This is a genomic window from Micromonospora sediminimaris, assembly GCF_016863575.1.
GTDB classification, from domain to species: domain Bacteria; phylum Actinomycetota; class Actinomycetes; order Mycobacteriales; family Micromonosporaceae; genus Micromonospora; species Micromonospora sediminimaris.
In genome coordinates this window covers 50819-69267 of the sequence record NZ_BOPD01000016.1, presented here as the reverse complement: position 1 = coordinate 69267, position 18449 = coordinate 50819, and the positions used below count along the sequence as shown (strand labels likewise).

The window sequence follows — 18449 nt, the reverse complement described above, 5'->3', positions numbered from 1 at the left end:
TTGCACGCGATCCCACCATCTGGACGCGGAGGAAGCATGATCGAGTCGCTGCTGGTCGCCAACCGGGGCGAGATCGCCCGCCGGATCATCCGTACCGCCAGGCGGCTCGGGGTGCGGGCGATCGCGGTCCACTCGGAGGCCGACGCCGACCTGCCGTTCGTCGCCGAGGCCGACGAGGCCGTCTGCGTCGGCCCGGCCAACCCGGCGCAGAGCTACCGCAACACCGAGGCGATCCTCGCCGCCGCCCGGTCGACCGGGGCGCAGGCGATCCACCCCGGTTACGGCTTCCTGTCGGAGAACGCCGACTTCGCCCGTACCGTCGAGGCCAGCGGCCTGATCTGGGTCGGACCCGGCGCGGACGCGATAAGCGCGATGGGCGACAAGATCAATGCGCGGAACCTGATGGCGGCGGCCGGCGTGCCGGTGGCGGCCGGGACCACCGAGCCGGCGGCCGACGTGGCGGCGGCGGTCGCGGCGGCGGCAGAGATCGGCTACCCGGTGATGGTGAAGGCCGCTGCCGGTGGCGGCGGCATGGGCATGGGGGTGGCGGTCGACGAGGCTGCGCTGCGCACCGAGTACGACAAGGTCCGGGCCTTCGCGGAGCGGATGTTCGGCGACGGCTCGGTGCTGCTGGAGCGGTACTTCCCCCGGGTACGGCACGTCGAGGTGCAGATCCTCGGCCTGGCCGACGGCCGGGTGCTGGCGCTGGGCGAGCGGGAGTGCTCGGTGCAGCGGCGCAACCAGAAGCTGGTGGAGGAGTCGCCCTCCCCGGCGGTCTCGCCGGAGCTACGGTCCCGCCTGCTGGCAGCGGCGGTGCGGGCGGGCGAGGCGGTCGACTACCGCAACGCCGGCACCGTCGAGTGCCTGCTCGATCCGACGACCGGGGAGTTCTTCTTCCTGGAAATGAACACCCGGCTTCAGGTGGAGCACCCGGTGACCGAGCTGGTGCACGGCATCGACCTGGTGGAGGAGCAGCTGCGGGTGGCGGCCGGCCTGCCGCCGACCTTCGACCCGGACGCGCTGACCGTGCGCGGGCACGCCATCGAGCTGCGGGTCAACGCCGAGGATCCGAAGCGGTTCCTGCCCGGCCCCGGGACGATCAAGACCTGGGTCGAGCCGACCGGCGAGGGCGTACGCGTCGACTCCGGCTACGCCGAGGGGAACACCGTCACCCCGTTCTACGACAGCCTGATGGCGAAGCTGATCGTGCACGGCCAGGACCGGACCGAGGCCATCGCCCGCGCCCGCGCGGCAGTGGCCGCTTTCGACCTGTCCGGCCCCAAGCACAACCTCCCCTTCTTCGCCGAGCTGCTCGAAAACCAGGAGTTCCTCTCCGGCGACTACGACACCAGCATCGTCTCCCACCTCCGCTGACCCACCCCCCGACCCTGGGCCGGTTGATCAAGAAGTTTTGGTCGGGATTCGTGCCCGCAGCCGACCAAAACTTCTTGATCAACGCGGGGGTCACGCGGGGTCACGCGGGGTGGGGTGGGGTGGGGGTGTGACATGCTGGGGAGGGTTGGGGCAGTGAGTGTCACAGCTAGGTGGGTGGGTGGTGGAGATGCCGGAGTACGTGTCCATTCGTGAGGTCGGGCCGCGTGACGGGTTGCAGAACGAGGCACCGATCCCCACCGACGCCAAGGTGCGGCTGCTCGACGCGCTCTCGCAGACGGGGGTACGGCGGATCGAGGCGGTCTCGTTCGTGCACCCCAGGGCGATCCCGCAGATGGCCGACGCCGACGAGGTGTGGCGACGGGCGCAGCGGGTCGACGGGGTGCGTTACTCCGCGTTGGTGCCGAACACGCGCGGCGCGCAGCGCGCCCTCGCCGCCGGCTTCACCGAGATCGAGGTGGTCGTCTCGGCAAGCGACACGCACAACCGGCGCAACGTCAACCGGTCCACCGACGAGTCGCTTGACGACATCGCCGAGCTGATCGACCTGCTGCACGGTGCCGGTGCCCGCGCCGAGGTCATCGTGGCGACCAGCTTCGGCTGCCCGTACGAGGGCGACATCGATCCGGCGCGGGTGGCCGCCATCGTGGACCGGGTGGTCCGCGACGGCGCCGACCGCGTCGCCTTCGGCGACACCACCGGCATGGGTACGCCCCGACGCGTCCGTGACCTGCTCACCGCCGTACGTGATCGCAACGCCGAAGTTCCGGTGCTGCTGCACTTCCACAACACCCGGGGCACCGCGTTGGCCAATCTGCTGACCGCCCTGGAGCTCGGCGTCACCGAGTTCGACGCCAGTGTCGGCGGGCTGGGTGGCTGTCCGTACGCGCCCGGGGCCAGCGGGAACCTGGCTACCGAGGAGGCGGTGCACATGCTGCACGACATGGGCATCGACACCGGGATCGACCTGGACGCCCTGATCGAGGTCGCCGAGCTGGCCGAGCACCTGACCGCTCGTACTCTCCCCTCCGGCGTCCTCCGCGCCGGCCCCCGCACCCGCCTCACCCCCCTGCCCACCTGACCCCGCCCAACGGCGGTTGATCATGAGGTTAGCGGCAGAGTTGATCTCTAGAACTGCCGTAAACCTCATGATCAACGCTGGGGTTAGCGGGGGCGGGTGGGAGTGGGGTAGCCTAACGATCGTTCAGGTTGCTTGGTTTGGGGGCCGTGGTGACGGTTGACGGTGAGGCGCTGGAGCAGCTGCGCAAGCGGGTTCGGGCCGGCGGCGCGGAGAGGTACCACGCGGCAAACGCGGCCAAGGGCAAACTGTTCGCCCGGGAGCGGGTCGCGCTGCTGGTCGACGAGGGCAGCTTCGTCGAGGACGGCCTCTACGCCAACGCGCTCGCCGAGGGACTGCCCGCCGACGGCGTGGTCACCGGCACCGCCACCATCGACGGTCGTCAGGTCTGCCTGATGGCAAACGACTCCACGGTCAAGGCCGGCAGCTGGGGTGCCCGCACCGTCGAGAAGATCATCCGGATCATCGAGCGGGCGTACGACACCGGTGTCCCGATGGTCTACCTGGTCGACTCGGCCGGGGCCCGGATCACCGACCAGGTCGAGCTGTTTCCCGGGCGTCGTGGCGCCGGAAAGATCTTCTGGAACCAGGTCCGCGCCTCCGGCTCGATCCCCCAGGTCTGCGCGCTGTTCGGGCCCAGCGCGGCCGGCGGAGCGTACATTCCGGCGTTCTGCGACGTGGTCGCCATGGTCGACGGCAACGCCAGCATGTACCTGGGATCGGACCGGATGGTCGAGATGGTCACCGGCGAGAAGACCACCCTCGAAGCGATGGGTGGGGCGCGGGTGCACTGCGCCGAGTCCGGTGTCGGGCACTTCCTCTGCAAGACCGAGGCCGATGCGCTCGACGTGGTGAAGCGCTACCTGTCGTACCTTCCGGCGAACTGGACCCAGCAGCCACCGACCGCGCCCGCCGTCGAGGCGCCGACCAAGGCCGACCTCGCCGCGCTGGTGCCGGCGAGCGAGCGGCAGGCGTTCGACATGCGCCGGTACGTCAAGGGCCTGCTCGACGAGGACTCCTTCTTCGAGATCCAGGCCCTCTGGGCCAAGGAGTTGACCATCGGATTCGGCCGACTGAACGGCGAGGTCGTCGGCGTGGTCGGCAACAACTCGATGTTCAAGGGCGGGGTGCTCTTCGTCGACTCGGCCGACAAGGCGACCCGGTTCGTGCAGCTCTGCGACGCGTTCAACGTGCCGCTGCTGTTCCTGAGTGACGTGCCCGGGTTCATGGTCGGCAGTGCGGTGGAGAAGCAGGGCATCATCCGGCACGGCGCAAAGATGATCACCGCGATCTCCGAGGCGACCGTACCCAAGATCTGTGTGGTGGTGCGCAAGGCGTACGGTGCCGGCCTCTACGCCATGGCCGGGCCGGGCTTCGAGCCGGATGCCACGATCGCGCTGCCCACCGCCAAGATCGCGGTGATGGGTGCGGAGGCCGCGGTCAACGCCGTGTACGCCAACAAGATCGCGGCCATCGAGGACGAGGCCGAGCGGGCGGCCTTCGTCGCCGCCCGCCGTGAGGAGTACGAGCGGGACATCGACATCGTCCGGCTCGCCAGCGAGCTGGTGGTCGACGCGATCGTGGAGCCGCAGGAACTGCGTGCCGAGCTGGTGCGCCGGTTCGCCGCCGCCCGGGGCAAGCAGCGGCACTTCTCCCGGCGACGGCACGGCGTCACCCCGGTCTGAGCCGTCCGGCACCAGCACGATCCCGTCCCGGCGTCACGAGCGCCCGGCGGGCCGTCCACACAGGAGGAACCCGATGGACTTCCGGCTCACCGAGGAGCACGAGGCGCTTCGCGACAGCGTGCGGGACTTCGCCCGCGAGGTGGTCGCGCCGGTCATCGCCGAGCACTACGAGCAGCACACCTTCCCGTACGAGATCATTCGCCAGATGGGCAAGATGGGCCTGTTCGGCCTGCCCTTCGCCGAGGAGCACGGTGGTATGGGCGGCGACTACTTCGCCCTCTGCCTGGCTCTGGAGGAACTGGCCCGGGTCGACTCCAGTGTGGCCATCACCCTGGAAGCGGCGGTCTCGTTGGGCGCGATGCCGATCTACCGGTTCGGCACCGACGAGCAGAAGTCGCGGTGGCTGCCCCGGCTGCTCAGCGGCGAGGCGCTGGCTGGGTTCGGGCTGACCGAGCCGGGCTTCGGCTCGGACGCGGGGGGCACCGAGACCCGGGCGGTGCTGGACGAGGCGACCGGCGAATGGGTCATCAACGGCTCGAAGGCGTTCATCACCAACTCCGGCACCGACATCACCGCCCTGGTCACCGTCACCGCGGTCACCGGCATCCGGCCGGACGGCACGAAGGAGTTGTCCTCCATCATCGTGCCCAGCGGGACGCCCGGCTTCACCGTCGCGCCCGGCTACTCCAAGGTCGGTTGGACCGCCTCGGACACCCACGAGCTGAACTTCGACGACTGCCGGGTGCCGGCGGAGAACCTGCTCGGCGAGCGGGGTCGTGGCTTCGCCCAGTTCCTCCGCATCCTCGACGAGGGCCGGATCGCCATCGCCGCGCTGGCCGTCGGTCTCGCCCAGGGCTGTGTCGACGAGTCGATCAAGTACGCGAAGGAGCGGCACGCCTTCGGCCAACCGATCGGCAACTACCAGGCGATCCAGTTCAAGATCGCTGACATGGAGGCGAAGGCGTACACCGCCCGGCTCGCCTATTACGACGCCGCTGCCCGAATGCTGGCCGGCGAGCCGTTCAAGCGGCAGGCGGCGATCGCCAAGCTGCACGCGAGCACGATCGCGGTGGACAACGCCCGGGAGGCGACGCAGATCCACGGCGGGTACGGCTTCATGAACGAGTACCCGGTGGCCCGGTTCTGGCGGGACTCCAAGATCCTGGAGATCGGCGAGGGTACCTCCGAGGTGCAGCGCATGATCATCGCCCGCGACCTGGGGATGTGAACCGGCCGGATCGGCCGGACACGTCGGGCGGCCAGCCGGTCGTCGCACATCGATGCCGGTTCGGTGCAGGCCGGCTGCCGATAGGTGGTTGTCAGGTTTCGGCACGGCATCGTCGGGTGGCCGACGATCCCGTGTCCGATGTCGGGCCTGCGCCGTATTGTCCGTGCCCATGGCTCCCGGTCATGATCGTCAATCCGGTCCGCCGCACGCCGGTCTGCCGGAGCTGCTGCGGGCGCACCGGCAGGCTGCTGGCGCGACCCAGGCTGAGCTGGCGGCCCGTGCCGGCGTCGGGGTACGGACGGTCCGTGACCTGGAACGGGGCCGCTCCACCCGGCCACAACGCACCACCGTCGAGCTGCTCGCCGGGGCGCTCGGGCTGACCGGCTCCGCCCGCGCGGCGTTTCTGGCCGCCGCCCGGGGCACCAGCCCGGCGGCCGTCCAGCCCGAGGTCGGTACGCCGCTGGGCCTGCCGCCGCCACCGGAACTGATCGGCCGGGAACGCGACATCACCGAGCTGGCCACCCTGTTGGACGATCCACGTGGTCCCCGGGTGGTGAGCCTGGTGGGGTTGGCCGGCGTCGGCAAGACCGCCCTGGCGTTGGCGGCGGTCCACGCGGCCGCGCCCACTCATCCCGGCGGTGTCGCCGGGGTGCTGATCGGCGCCGGGTCGGACGCGGCCGACGTGCACGCCGCCGTCATGACGGTCTTCGGCGTGGCCCGGGACACCGAGTTGGCCGCGCGGCTCGGTGACCGGCGGGCGCTGCTGCTGGTGGACGCGGTGGAGCGGGCGCCCGATCCGGTGGCCGGCACGCTGCGGCGGCTCGTCGGTGCGGTGCCGTCGCTGCGGGTGCTGGTCACCGGCCGACATCCGGTCGGGCTACCGAGCGAGTGGGTGCGCCCCGTTTCGCCGTTGGAGGTGCCGCCACCGGGCGACACCGACCCGGCGACCCTCGTCGGATATCCGGCGGTCACCCTGTTCACCTCGCGACTGGCTCAGGTCCGCCGGGAACCGCCGGCCGACGCCGAGTTGCCCGCGCTGGCCGCCCTGGTACGCCGGCTGGGCGGGCTGCCGCTGGCGATCGAACTGATGGCGGCGCGCGGCCGGCTCCTCGATCTCACCGAACTGCTCGACCGGTACGGCGACCGGGTGCTGGATCTGGACACCTCTGCCGCCACGCACAGCGGTTGGGAGACGCGGCCACGGGGCGACGATGCCCGCACGGCGGTGGCGGAGACCCTGCGCGACGCGGTGGCCACCAGTTACCGGCTGCTCGCCGTCGGGGACCGGGCGGCGCTGCGGCAGCTCGCCGCCTTCGGCAACCGGTGGTCGGTGGAGTTGGCCGAGGAGATGCTCGCCGGCACCGGCGTCGATCCGGTGCCGCTGCTCAACCGCTTCCTCGATCTCGGCCTGCTGAGCGTACGAGGCGGCGGCTCGTTCCGGTTCCGGTTTGTCGACGCCGTCCGGGACTACGCCGTCGAGCAGGCGTCCGGCGCCGGCGAGTCGACGGTGATCCGCCGTCGGCACGCTCGGGTGGTGACCCGGCTGGTGGAGCGGACCGCGTCGGGGCTGACGGGTGCCGGGGCCGGTGCCGCTGCGCACCGTCTCGACGAGGTCACCGGCGACATCAGCTCCGCGTTGGCGTACGCGGCGGTCGACGACCCCTTGACCGCGTTACGTCTCGCGGTGAACCTGCCCCGGTGGTGGCGGTTACGTGGGCGGGACGTTGTCGGCCGGCAGTGGCTGCTGCGCCTGCTGGCCGATCCGCGTACCGCCGATGCCGACCCGGCCCTGCGCGCGTGGGCCTCGGTCGGTGTGGCGATGCTCGCCGGCGAGCACGGCGCGGCCGCAACGGAGCTGTCGACGGCCCGCGCGGCGTTGGCGGAGTTCCGTCGGCTCGGTGACGTGCCGGGCGAGTTGGAGGCGCGGACGGTCCTCGGCGTCCTGCTGGCCGCGACCGGACGGCCGGGCGAGGCACGGGAGCAGGCGGAGGCGGTACTGGCCCTGGCCACCGAGCATGGCCTGACCCGGCAGATGGCGGTCGCGCAGCATCAGCTGGCGTGGCACGAGATCAGGCTCGGTGACCTGACCACGGCTCGTCGCCGGCTGGCGGTGGTGGACCGGCTCGGTGGCCAGTGCGCGGAGCAGCGGCTGCGGGTGCTGGCTCGGGGCACCGTCGCGGAGGTGTTCCGCCTGGCGGGCCGGTACGCCGACGCCGCCGACGAGGCTCGCCGGGTGTTGACGGCCCTCGGCGACCTGGGCACCCCGCGCGGTCGGCGACAGGTGCTTGGGACGCTGGGTCTGGCGCTCGCCCAGGACGGTCGGGCGGCCGAGGCCGCCGAGGTGCTCGCCGAGCTGCGTCCGCTCGACGGCACCGGCGCACTGATCGAGGGGCATCTGGCGCTGCATCGTGGGGACCGGGAGGTCGCGGCGGAGTGGTTCGCGGCCGCAGCGGAGCCGGATGAGACCGGTCGGGACCGACGGACGGTCGTGGAGGCTCTGGTGGGCTTGGCGGCGAGCACCTCGGACGCGAGTGTGCTCGATCGGCTGGACGTGGCCTGCCGGGAGGGCGGCATCCGGTTGCTGGAGCACGAGGAGGAACTGCTCTACGTGCTGTCGGTGGCCCGGAACGGCCCGACGAAACCGGGGCGGTGAGGTCGGCGACGGCGGTGCGTCGGCGACCGGTCCGCCGGTGGCGGGGACGGGGACGGCGCGGGCGAGGAAGCCCCCTGTTGCCACCCCTCGCTCATCGCCCGCGCCGGTGCCCCCCGCTGCCCCCGCCGCTGCGAGACTAGCGAGGCACAGTCGGCCCGTCTGTCGGGTTTGGTGGGCTATCGCCTATTGGCCCGGTGGTTCTGCCGGTGGTTCTGCCGGTCCCGTCACGCTCGGCTGGTCGTTCGCACACCCAGGGTCCGCAGGCGGTCGAGGACGACGGCAACCGCCGGCGCAGGCGACGAGCGGGATGCCTCAGCGGCCCGGATGACCGCCCGGTGCAGGTGGCCTGCCCTCCTTCTCGTCGCACTCGGCCGGAGGCTCGCCCGGTGCGGCGGAACGGCTGCCGGCGGTCGCGCAGGGATGTACGGCGTCGCGTACCCGGCGCAGGCCGTCGAGCAGGGCGGCCAGCGCAGCCGGGTCGAGTTGCCCGGTGAACCAGTCCTCGATGAGCTGAAGGTGCCCGGGCAGGCTCTCGTCGAGCCGGCGCAGGCCGGCCGGCGTCACCACCGCGTACGAGCTTCGTCGGTCGGAGGGGCAGGCGCGGCGGGTGATCAAACCGTCGCGTTCCATCCGGTCCACCACCCGGGTCACGCCGCTGGTTGACAGTGAGGTCTGGGCGGCGAGATCGGTCATCCGCAGCTGGTTGGCGGGTGACCGGGTGAGTCTGGTCAGCACCTCGAACTCGACCGATGACAGGCCGTGCTCCTCCAGCTGGGCGGCGAATCGGGCGGCCAGCCCGGCGTGCACCTCGAAGAGCAGGCCGACGGCCGTGATTCGAGGGTCGTCGAACGTGTTCGCTTCCACCAGACCATCGTACCAATACTTGACAGCAGGAATATTGCCACGGCTATAGTTGCTGACGCAGACGTTGGGCTACTAAACAATATCTCCCGGAGGGCAGTCTCTCATGACCAGCAGCACCGAGCCGGTTACCCGCGAGTGGAACGGCCTCACCATCCCGGCGGCCGGCACCTATCTGCTGGATGTGGCGCACAAGCGGGTCGGCTTCGTTGCCCGGCACATGATGGTGAGCAAGGTTCGCGGCGAGTTCGCTGACGCGAGCGCCACCATCACCATCGCCGAGGATCCGCTGGAGTCCACGGTCTCCGCCACCATCCAGGCCGCCAGCATCAACACCGCCCAGGCGGATCGGGACGCGCACCTGCGCAGCCCTGAGTTCCTCGACGCGGAGAAGTTCGCCACGCTGGAGTACCGCAGCACCGGCGTGAAGTCGCACGAGGGCAACGAGTTCGTTCTGACCGGCGAGTTGACCATCAAGGACGTGACCCGTCCGGTCGACCTCAAGGTCGAGTTCGAGGGTGTTGGCCGCAGCCCCTTCGGCCAGGACATCTTCGGTTTCTCGGCGAGCACCGAGATCGACCGTGAGGACTTCGGCCTGACCTGGAACGTCGCCCTGGAGTCCGGTGGCGTCCTGGTCGGCAAGAAGGTCAAGATCGAGATCGAGGGCGAGGCCATCCGGCAGTCCTGATCCCGTACACCCCGACAGGCCCGCGCCCGCACCGCGCGGGCCTGTCGGCTGTCCGGGCCTCCACTCGTACGCGGACGCTGGTGCGAATTGTCACAACTTGTTCTTCGTCGGGCAGCAAGGGTTCGACGGTGCGGCTGGGTACCTACTCCAGCGGGAGCGAGCAACCTGGTCGGGGCGACGCGATCGGCCGCTACAACGGGTGGACTGCGGCAATGGACCGATCTTCGGGGCGGCTGGGCGCAGCGCTCCCAGCGAGTATGGTTCACAGTGCGCTGCGGAGCGGCACCGTTCCGTGGCGTCGCGCGCCGGGAGGAAGCATGGGCAGGGACGTCGATCGAGCCGCCTTCTCCCGTGAGGATCGAGTCCGGTACCGGCAGAAGGTCCGGCGCTGCCTGGACGTGTTCGCGCTCATGTTGGACGACTTCGGCTTCGACGCCGACCGGCCGATGACCGGGTTGGAGATCGAGCTCAACCTGGTCGACCCGGCTGCCGAACCGGCCATGCGCAACGAGGAGATCCTCGCCGCGATAGCCGACCCGTTGTTCCAGACCGAGCTCGGGCAGTTCAACCTCGAACTGAACGCCAACCCACGGCTGATCTCCGGCACCGGGTTCGCCGACTACGAGCGTGACCTCTGCGCCAGCCTCGACCGGGCCAACGAACGCGCCGCGCGGTCGGACACCCGGATCGTGCTGGTCGGCATCCTGCCCACGTTGAACGAGCGACACCTGGTGGCGGACAACCTCTCCACAAACGAGCGTTACCGGGTGCTAAACGACCAGATCGTCGGAGCCCGGGGCGAGGACATCGAGCTCGACATCCGGGGCGTCGAGCGACTGCGTACGCACAACGACTCCATCGCGCCGGAGGCGGCCTGTACGAGCCTCCAGTTCCACCTCCAGGTGGCGCCGGACAGCTTTGCCGACTACTGGAACGCCTCCCAGGCGATCGCCGCCGCCCAGGTGGCGGTGGGTGCCAACTCCCCGTTCCTCTACGATCGGCAGCTCTGGGCGGAGACCCGCATCGCCCTGTTCGAGCAGGCCACCGACACCCGGCCGGACGAGCTGAAGGCCCAGGGCGTACGGCCCCGGGTCTGGTTCGGCGAGCGGTGGATCACCTCGATCTTCGACCTGTTCGAGGAGAACGTCCGCTACTTCCCGCCCCTGCTGCCGATCTGCGAGAGCGAGGACCCGGTGGAGGTCCTGCATGCCGGCGGCGTTCCCGAGCTGGCCGAGTTGCGGCTGCACAACGGCACCGTCTACCGGTGGAACCGGCCCGTGTACGACATCATGAACGGCCGTCCGCACCTGCGGGTGGAGAACCGCGTGCTACCGGCCGGACCGACCGTGGTCGACATGCTGGCCAACGCCGCCTTCTATTTCGGGCTGGTCCGGGGCATGGCGGAGGCCGATCGGCCGATCTGGAGCCAGCTCACCTTCAGCTCGGCCGAGGAGAACTTCCACGCGGCTGCCCGCCGCGGCATGGACGCGGTCCTGCACTGGCCGCGGCTGGGCGATGTGCCAGTGACCACGCTGGTGCTCGACACACTGCTGCCGCTCGCCGCCGCCGGCCTCGACGGCTTCGGCGTCGCCGCCTCCGACCGGGACCGGTTGCTCGGCATCATCGAGCAACGCTGTCGTACCGGACGCAACGGAGCGGTCTGGCAGACCGCAACCGTGTGGGCCGCCGAGCGGCATCTGGGTCTGGAGCGCCGGGCCGCGCTGCACCACATGCTCCAGCGCTACGCGGAGTTGCAGTACACAAACGAGCCGGTGCACACCTGGCCGCTCGACTGAGCGAAGCGGCAACCTCACCGGATCTTGGTGCGGAATCGCCCTCCGGTGGGCCGTTTCGCGCCAAGATCCAGACTAGCGACCGCGCTGCCGGGGACGGCCGCGGCGGTTGCCGCTCTCGGGTGTCTCTTCGCTGCCGAATGACGCCTCGGACGGCGACGACCCGGATTTCCCACCCGCCTCCGCCGGCCTTTCCGGCTGCGCTGCCGAGGGCGGTGCTGCCGGTTGCGGTGCTGCCGGCTTGACCGCCGCTGGCTTGGCCGCTGCCGGTCGCGGTGGGGTTCCCGCCGATGCGGCTTTCTTCCGGGTCGCCGTCACCTCGCCGGCCACCGGCTGGTCGAGCCGGTCGGCGGCCGCCGAGGACCGCGTGGCACCCGCCCCGGACCGCTCGACGTCCGGCGCGGACGGCTCGGCGTCCGGCGCGGGCTGGGTGGCGGCATCCGGCCCGGACCCGGGCGTGTGCCGGTCGGAGTCACCGACTCGCTGCCGGGGAACCAGCGGGGCCGCGTCGGGGCCGCTCGACCGGTGCGCCGCCAGCCGGGCCGATCGCTGGGCGAGCGCCGCCACCAGGACCGACCCGCCGATGCCGACGATCACCGCGTACGGGGCGGTGAGATGAGCGGACACCTGTTCCGGGCTGATCGCGGTGAGCCTCGGCACGGCCAGGAAGTAGGCGATGGCCACCAACAGCGGACCGGCGGCACCGGATGCGGTGGCGCCGACCCGCCGCTCGGTCGCCCGGACTCCGCGGCGGGCGGCCAGCGCGCCGATAACCAGTGCTGAACCGAGTGACAGGACCGCGCCGGGCCAGTAGAAGTAGTCCCGGATCCAGAACTGGTCGTTGTCCGAGCTGAGTTGCCAGATCCCGAGCTGCGCGGTGGTGAGCCCGCGACCGGCGAGCACGGAGTCGACCACGGCGATGACCGCGAGCAGCCAGAGCCAGCCGGCGGTGGCGATGACATTGGTGGCTGCGGCGCGACAACGCAGCGCCCAGACCGCCACGAGCGTTCCGATAAGTACGCCGACCGCCGCGTACCCGGCGGCCATGTCCCGGGGGGACGGCGTGTCCGGCACCACCGCGACCCGGGCCGGTACGGCGACCAGCAACACCGTGATCAGTGCGCCCAGGCCGGCGGCCACGGCCAGCGCGATTCCCCACAGTCCGCCACCGTCCTGCTTGACGGTGGTGGACGGAAGCTCACCGGAGGGCGGAACCGGGCTGCCGGACGTCGCCGGCCCGCTGCCCGCCGCCGCGGAAATGGGCGGCGCTACGGTGCCGGACGGCGGCGCCGGGGAACCGGCGGCGGGCGGCCCGTCGGCCACCGTCACCGGGTCGGACGGGGATGCGGCCCGGCGACGGTCGTGCAGCCGTTGGGCGCAGACCGCACCGAAGATGGTCGACGTGGCCGCGATCCAGGTCGCCCAGATCAGGCTCGCCACCCAGGCCGCCGTGCCGGCGGTCGCCTCCGGGGGCGCCCAGTTGAGAATGCCCAGGCCGTATCCGAAGCCCAGTTGAGCGGCACCGGCACCGGCTGCCACGCCGGCCGCGGTGGCGATCGATCCTCCCCAGCCCTGTCTGGCCATGCCGGGCAGCGTAACGTCCTGTGGTCGGTGCGGCGAGTCGTGCGTGGCATCTACCGGCGACGGTTACGGACAGTGCTTGGCCCCGGTCGCTACGGTCGTGGGTGATAAGGCGGTGGGCGGGATGACGGACGGGACCACGGGCGGGCGGCCGGGGCGCGGTGACACCGGCCCGGACCGAACGAGGTTGATCATCGGTGGCGGGGCTGCCGCCATCCTGCTCGCGATCATCGGTGCCGCCGGTGGCTGGGTGCTCGCCGGCGATCAGGTAAGACCCGGCCCGGTGTCCTCCGCCGCCACCGGCACTCCCACCCCCAGCCCAACGGGGCGGATCTCGCCGCCGCAGGAGCGGCCGACACCGAACACCGCGACCACGCCGAGCAGCAGCCCCAGCCCGTCGCGGCCGACCGGACTCACCGTCCCGGACCTGGTCGGCGCAGACTTCGAGGAGGCCAGGGAGGAGCTGCGGGACCTGGGCCTGGGCTGGCAGCTCGTCTTCGGCAGCGGCGACAGTTCCAGCGTACGAAGCACCGACCCGGCTCCGGGGACACCGGTGCGGCGTGGTGTCACGGTCAAGATCAATGTGGCCGGGGCCGCCCCACCGAACGAGGTGCCCGACCTGACCGGTGAGACGTGCAACGAGGCGAGGGACGAACTCGTCGACGACGGGTTCTCTCCCCGCTATCCCAACGGACGCTCCGGCACGGTCACGTCGCAGCAACCGCCGGGCGGCACGGTCGGCAGGTGGAACGACGTGGTCCAGATCTGGTGCGGCACGCCGCCGAGTGCGGATGCGAGCACTCCGGCGCCGTGACGCGCACCCGACACGCTGGTGCCGACCGATGACCGGCGAAACCGCTAGGTTGACCGTCGAGGGGCCTGGTGCCCGCCCGGTCGGCGGAAAGGACGTGCCGTGAGCGACGACCGCCAGGAGCCGACCGACGGGCAACCGGACGACCGGACCCGTCCGATCCCGCCGTCCGGAGACAACCCGGACGAGACCGCGCCGCTGGACCGGGCCGCCGGCGAGCCGGCGGACGCGACCGCGCCGCGTGCGCCGGACGAGACGGCGCAGATGGGGCGCGCTCCCGACGAGACCGCACCGATGGATCGCGCGACCGCAGAGCCGGCGGGACCGCCGGACGAGACCGCGCCGATGGGGCGTACGCCGGACGCGACCGCGCCGCTGGACCGGGCCGTCGCCGAGCCGGCGGACGCGACCGCGCCGCTGCCGCCGAGCCAGCGTTCCGGGTCGGTGGCCTGGTCGGGGCGCGCGGAGGTGCCGTCGGTTCGGCCGGGTGTGGACCGCGAGCTGGCCGGCGGCGACTGGTACACCGACGAGCAGCCGGGCCGACCGTGGTGGCTGCCGATCCTCTGGGGCGTCCTGCTGCTGCTCCTGCTCGGCCTGATCGGGGGTGGGTTCTGGCTGGCCGGCCAGGGGCTGAACGACGACGGCCCGGCACCGGAGTCGCCCTCACCGACCACCCAGGCCCCGCCGACCACGGCGTCACCGTCGCCGACCACCGAGTCCCCGTCACCGGCACCGACGACGAGCGCCGCGCCGGCCGAGGTACCGGTACCGCCGCTGGTGGGTCTGCCGGAAGCCGCGGCACGGGCCGCGCTGGACGGGCTCGACCTCGACTATCGGGTGGAGTACCGCCCGTCGGACCAGCCGGAGGGGACCGTCATCGCCACCGACCCGCAGGCCGGTGAGTCGGTGGAGGTGGGCGATGAGGTTCGGCTGGTGGTCGCCGCGGCCAGTCCGAGTCCCGAACCGAGCACGGGCGAGCCGACCACCACCGAGCAAACCGTCACGGCGAGCCCCACGGAGTGACCGCCAGAGTCACCACATCCGGCGTCTGGTGCCGACCAGTCCGAGACCGGCGAGGGAGATCGCCAGTCCGAACACCCCGGACCAGAACAGCGAGCGGCTGAGTTCCTCCCGGGTGTGACCACCCGTGGCCCTGGCTGGCGCTTTCTGGTCAGCCGGGTACGAGGGCTGACCGGAGACGCCGTCGGACTCCGCCGGGTCGTCGGCCGTCTGGTCGAAGAAGCCGTCGCGGGCGAAGGCGTCCCAGACGTCGTCGGTGGTGACGTCCGGCTCGACCGGCTCGCTCTCCACGACAGTGATCTCCGGGGCCGGTACGGGCTCGGCCAGCCGGGTGGACGACAGTGCCGGATCCCGGCCCAGCACCACCAGGGTGGTGACGGCACCGAGAAGCGCCAGGAGTCCGAAGGTGTGGGCGATGCGGGACCGGCGTGGCTCCCGCGCGGACAAGTTGACCATGGCCATCCCAGGTTCGGGGTCCGGGAGGCGCGGGGTGGAAACATGCCGGGGTGGGCATACCGATTCTATGTCGGCGGCATGCCCCCCGAATCCTTTTCACCTGACGTCGGTGATGCTCAGTGCACCCGAACCGGCGTCCGTACGGCCGGCCGGCGGGCCGAGCGTACGGTGTGTGGACGCGGCTGCGGGGCCGCCTGGACCTGCCGCAGCCCGGCCCGCTGGACGAAGATCGACCGACGGTTGACCGCGTCCCCCGCCGCGTTCAACTCGTAGCCTTCGAGCCAGAGCCAACCGTCGTAGGTGGGCCGGTCGAGCACCCGGATCACCCGGAACAGGATGGGCCTGAGGAACTGGACACTCGCCGCGCGTGTCACGTGCAGTACGTCACCGGAGCGGGGAAGCACATGGGCTCCTGAAATGGTCGGCCGGCGGGGAAGGGGCCGGCTGGAGGATGGGGGTTTGCTGGCTCCAGCGACGAGGTCGTGTCTCGGGGACCGGAGCCGGTGTCGTGGTCGGTCAGCGTGGAGCGGCTGGTGGCGAAGCTCCTCCCCGGCGACCCACCTCTCCACGAGGTTGATCACTCGTGGAGACGGATCGGAGACGGTAAGTAACCCGGGTCATACGGACAGAGTGCATGAGGAGTGTGCTTCATGCAAGTTGCACGTCGACTTTTGCCGATACGTGAGCGGCTCGCGCGAAACGGCGCTTGAACGGGCTGCCACCCGGGCGGCACACTGAGAGCCGGTTTCGCCCGCCGCGGCCGGCCGAGGACCGGGACACTCCACGCCGCGAACGCTCGCCGGAAGAATCGCGCCGTGGGCGGGCGGTCAGGCGGCGCGTCGAAGCGGAGAGGTGGCACGGTGAGCGAGCGGCGCAGCCCGACCATCCGGCGGCGCCGGCTTGGCGCAGAACTGCGCCGGCAGCGCGAGGCCGCCGGAATCACCATAGAGGCCGTGGCGGAGCAGTTGGAATGCTCGGCTTCCAAGATTTCGCGTATCGAGACAGGTCACACCACCGCGACTCCCCGGGACGTGCGGGACATGCTCCGGATCTACGGAGTGGTCGGTGCCGAGAGCGACGAGCTGGTGCAGATCGCCCGTGAGGCGCGGCAGAAGGGCTGGTGGCATCCCTACAGCACGGTGCTGGTCGGGGCGTACGTGGGCCTGGAGGCGGCGGCCAGTTCGATTCGCGCGTACGAGCAACAGGTGGTGCCGGGTCTGCTGGAGACCGAGGACTACGCCAGCGCGATGATCCGTGCCGCCCGCCCCGACTTCAGTCCGGAACAGGTACAGCAACGGGTGCGTGTCCGACTCGGCCGTCAGTCGTTGTTGACCCAGGATGATCCGGTCGATCTGTGGGTGGTGCTCGATGAAGCGGTGTTGAGCCGTCCGGTGGGCGGGGACAAGGTCATGCGTGACCAGCTCAACCGGTTGGTGGAGGTGGCACAGCTGCCGAACGTGACGCTTCAGGTCCTGCCGTTCGAGGTCGGGGCGCACGCCGGCATGGACGGCACCTTCACGATCCTCAGCTTCCCCGAACCCGGTGATCCGGATGTCGTGTACGCGGAGAACGCCACGGGTGGGCTCTTCCTGGAGAAGAGCGACGAACTACAGAAGTACAGCTTCATCTTCGATCACATTCGAGCAGCGGCCAAGCGTCCGGAGGAGTCCGTCGAGTACATCGCGAGACTGGCAGAGGAGCCGTTGTGGAAGTGGCGACGCAAGGATTCTCCGTGAACCTGGCGCAGGCGACATGGTTCAAGAGCTCGAAGAGCGGGCCGAACTGTGACAACTGCGTCGAGGTGGCGTACGTGACCGGGGCGGTCGGCGTCCGGGACTCGAAGGACAAGGCCGGACCGGCCCTGGTCTTCGCACCGGGTGACTGGCACGCTTTCGTCGCCAGTACCAGGGACGGCGCGTTCCCCCGGGCCTGACGCCCGGGGGCGGTGACGACGAATCCCCGCTCGGCCCGTGGCCGAGCGGGGATTCGCTGTTGTGACCCGGCCCAGGGGCGGGCATCGGGCGTCGAACAGCGTCTGCGGTGCGGCCCGCAGACGCGTGCTCCGCCGGCTGCCGTCGCCACATCCTGCCCGTGTCGTTGTACCTCTCGGTACGCGCTGGTCGACATCCCCCCGGCAGGGCGGGTAACCGAGCGAGGCAGGCGAGACGGATGACGAGTATCGGGTCGGAGAACCTCACCAACGGACCGGGAAAGCCGGAACGGTTCGGCGGCAAGTATCGCGGGGCCCGGCGGGACACCGTGCTGACCGAGGTGGTGTCGGCGGAAACCGAGCACGCCAGCCGGGAGACCCCGGCGGCGACGGAGTCGCCGTCGCCGCTCACCCTGCCGTCGCTGGATCCGAATCCGCTGACCGAGCCGTCCTTTCCGGCCGGTGGCTGGTCGACGGTCGACGACGCTTCCCTCGTGGACCATCCGCTGCTGCGTGGCCTGTTGATGGAGCTGCCACCGAAGGGCAGCGTGCCGCCACCCGGCTGGCTCGACCGCTGGTTCGAGGCGACCAGGGCGATCCTGGAACTGCTATACGTGCAGGGCACCGGCGGTCGGGTGCGGTGACGACACCCGCTCGGGCATGGCCCGCTCGGCGAACCGGTTGTGCCGCAACGCGTGGCGTACGCCGATCGAAGCGACGGCCAGTGCCGCGATGGTGATCGCCGGCCCGGTTGCCGAGGGCCCGAGATACTGGCCGGCGCCGCTCGCCACGATTACGGCCGGCAGCAGCGCCAAACCTGTCACCTGCAACGGCAGCCCGATCAACGGGTGGGCAGCGGCGGCCCGTAGTCCGTGCGGGGCCGGTGTGCCGGCGGCGACGGCCAGCGCGCCGGCCCCGGCCCACAACCGGCGCAACCGGCGCACCGTGCAGCCGGCCACCAGCAGGGCGGGTACGGCGGCGAGCGTCAGCCCGTCGGCGGCCCGGTCCGCCAGGGTCGGTCCGACGGTGACCAGCCCGGCGATCGGCAGAGCCATCGTCAGACCGAGCGCGGTCAACGTCAGCGCGAGCAGCCGGCCCGAGTGCTGGCGCAGCTCGCGAGCGTGCTTCAGGCGGGGCAACCCGTCCGCGAGGTAGCCGACGGTCCACCAGACGGCCGCAACCGGAAGCAGGAGGGCGAGATGGCTCTGCATGTCCATCAGCCTTGCCCGAATTCGGGCTCGTCGAATCCGGGCCCACCCCCCGTTCGTCCCGT

At 71.2% G+C, this 18449-nt stretch carries 17 protein-coding genes; 12 read left to right on the top strand and 5 right to left on the bottom strand.

Translation table 11 applies throughout. The features are described 5' to 3' along the window. The first annotated feature begins 36 nt into the window (after nt 1-36). From Vse01_RS14205 to Vse01_RS14185, 5 genes are all read left to right on the top strand, one after another. The gene (locus Vse01_RS14205) at nt 37-1374 is read left to right on the top strand and encodes an acetyl-CoA carboxylase biotin carboxylase subunit (RefSeq protein WP_093409232.1); all 1338 of its coding nucleotides are present in this window, start codon (nt 37-39) and stop codon (nt 1372-1374) included. A gap of 187 nt (nt 1375-1561) precedes the next feature. Continuing rightward, a complete protein-coding gene (locus Vse01_RS14200; RefSeq protein WP_170863588.1) occupies nt 1562-2473 on the top strand; it encodes a hydroxymethylglutaryl-CoA lyase in 912 nt (303 codons plus the stop codon). Between the two features lie 149 nt (nt 2474-2622). Then, entirely contained in the window at nt 2623-4155 is a 1533-nt protein-coding gene (locus tag Vse01_RS14195; RefSeq protein WP_093409448.1) for an acyl-CoA carboxylase subunit beta, read from the top strand. A gap of 73 nt (nt 4156-4228) precedes the next feature. Next, a complete protein-coding gene (locus Vse01_RS14190; protein WP_093409226.1) occupies nt 4229-5383 on the top strand; it encodes an acyl-CoA dehydrogenase family protein in 1155 nt (384 codons plus the stop codon). A gap of 169 nt (nt 5384-5552) precedes the next feature. Further along, complete coding sequence (locus Vse01_RS14185; RefSeq protein ID WP_093409223.1) at nt 5553-8036, top strand: ATP-binding protein; 2484 nt, start codon at nt 5553-5555, stop codon at nt 8034-8036. Nucleotides 8037-8348: 312 nt separating this feature from the next. Here Vse01_RS14185 and Vse01_RS14180 read toward each other — a convergent pair whose 3' ends face one another. Continuing rightward, nucleotides 8349-8900 (bottom strand): MarR family winged helix-turn-helix transcriptional regulator, encoded by a 552-nt coding sequence (locus Vse01_RS14180; RefSeq protein ID WP_232511401.1) that lies wholly within the window; start codon nt 8898-8900, stop codon nt 8349-8351. A 103-nt stretch (nt 8901-9003) separates the two neighbouring features. Here Vse01_RS14180 and Vse01_RS14175 point away from each other — a divergent pair, with 103 nt between their 5' ends. Together Vse01_RS14175 and Vse01_RS14170 are read left to right on the top strand one after the other, a co-directional pair. Beyond that, a complete protein-coding gene (locus Vse01_RS14175; RefSeq protein WP_093409221.1) occupies nt 9004-9585 on the top strand; it encodes a YceI family protein in 582 nt (193 codons plus the stop codon). 317 nt (nt 9586-9902) lie between these two features. Continuing rightward, a complete protein-coding gene (locus Vse01_RS14170; RefSeq protein ID WP_093409218.1) occupies nt 9903-11381 on the top strand; it encodes a glutamate-cysteine ligase family protein in 1479 nt (492 codons plus the stop codon). Between the two features lie 72 nt (nt 11382-11453). Here Vse01_RS14170 and Vse01_RS14165 read toward each other — a convergent pair whose 3' ends face one another. Continuing rightward, nucleotides 11454-12962: a hypothetical protein gene (locus Vse01_RS14165; RefSeq protein WP_093409216.1), complete on the bottom strand. Its 1509-nt coding sequence runs from the start codon at nt 12960-12962 to the stop codon at nt 11454-11456. A 121-nt stretch (nt 12963-13083) separates the two neighbouring features. On the opposite strand from Vse01_RS14165, the gene Vse01_RS14160 reads away from it, so the two are divergent. Together Vse01_RS14160 and Vse01_RS14155 are read left to right on the top strand one after the other, a co-directional pair. Next, nucleotides 13084-13773 carry a PASTA domain-containing protein gene (locus tag Vse01_RS14160; protein ID WP_093409213.1) on the top strand — a complete coding sequence of 230 codons (690 nt, stop codon included), beginning with the start codon at nt 13084-13086 and terminating at the stop codon, nt 13771-13773. Between the two features lie 99 nt (nt 13774-13872). Continuing rightward, entirely contained in the window at nt 13873-14793 is a 921-nt protein-coding gene (locus Vse01_RS14155) for a PASTA domain-containing protein (RefSeq protein WP_232511400.1), read from the top strand. Nucleotides 14794-14802: 9 nt separating this feature from the next. Here Vse01_RS14155 and Vse01_RS14150 read toward each other — a convergent pair whose 3' ends face one another. Further along, complete coding sequence (locus tag Vse01_RS14150) at nt 14803-15252, bottom strand: hypothetical protein (protein ID WP_170863583.1); 450 nt, start codon at nt 15250-15252, stop codon at nt 14803-14805. A 110-nt stretch (nt 15253-15362) separates the two neighbouring features. After that, nucleotides 15363-15650, bottom strand: a complete 288-nt coding sequence (locus Vse01_RS14145) for a hypothetical protein (protein ID WP_093409209.1) — start codon at nt 15648-15650, stop codon at nt 15363-15365. Nucleotides 15651-16106: 456 nt separating this feature from the next. Between Vse01_RS14145 and Vse01_RS14140 the strand changes: the two genes are divergently transcribed. From Vse01_RS14140 to Vse01_RS14130, 3 genes are all read left to right on the top strand, one after another. Beyond that, nucleotides 16107-16982, top strand: coding sequence for a helix-turn-helix domain-containing protein (locus Vse01_RS14140; protein ID WP_093409207.1), 876 nt, complete (start codon nt 16107-16109; stop codon nt 16980-16982). Next, a complete protein-coding gene (locus tag Vse01_RS14135; protein WP_093409203.1) occupies nt 16958-17179 on the top strand; it encodes a DUF397 domain-containing protein in 222 nt (73 codons plus the stop codon). Before Vse01_RS14140 ends, Vse01_RS14135 begins: the two co-directional genes overlap by 25 nt. A gap of 236 nt (nt 17180-17415) precedes the next feature. Then, the gene (locus Vse01_RS14130) at nt 17416-17820 is read left to right on the top strand and encodes a hypothetical protein (protein ID WP_093409200.1); all 405 of its coding nucleotides are present in this window, start codon (nt 17416-17418) and stop codon (nt 17818-17820) included. Here the strand turns inward: Vse01_RS14130 and Vse01_RS14125 are convergent. After that, on the bottom strand, nt 17785-18387 hold the full coding sequence (locus Vse01_RS14125) for a hypothetical protein (RefSeq protein WP_093409440.1): 603 nt from the start codon (nt 18385-18387) through the stop codon (nt 17785-17787). The genes Vse01_RS14130 and Vse01_RS14125 overlap by 36 nt on opposite strands. Between the last annotated feature and the right edge of the window lie 62 nt (nt 18388-18449).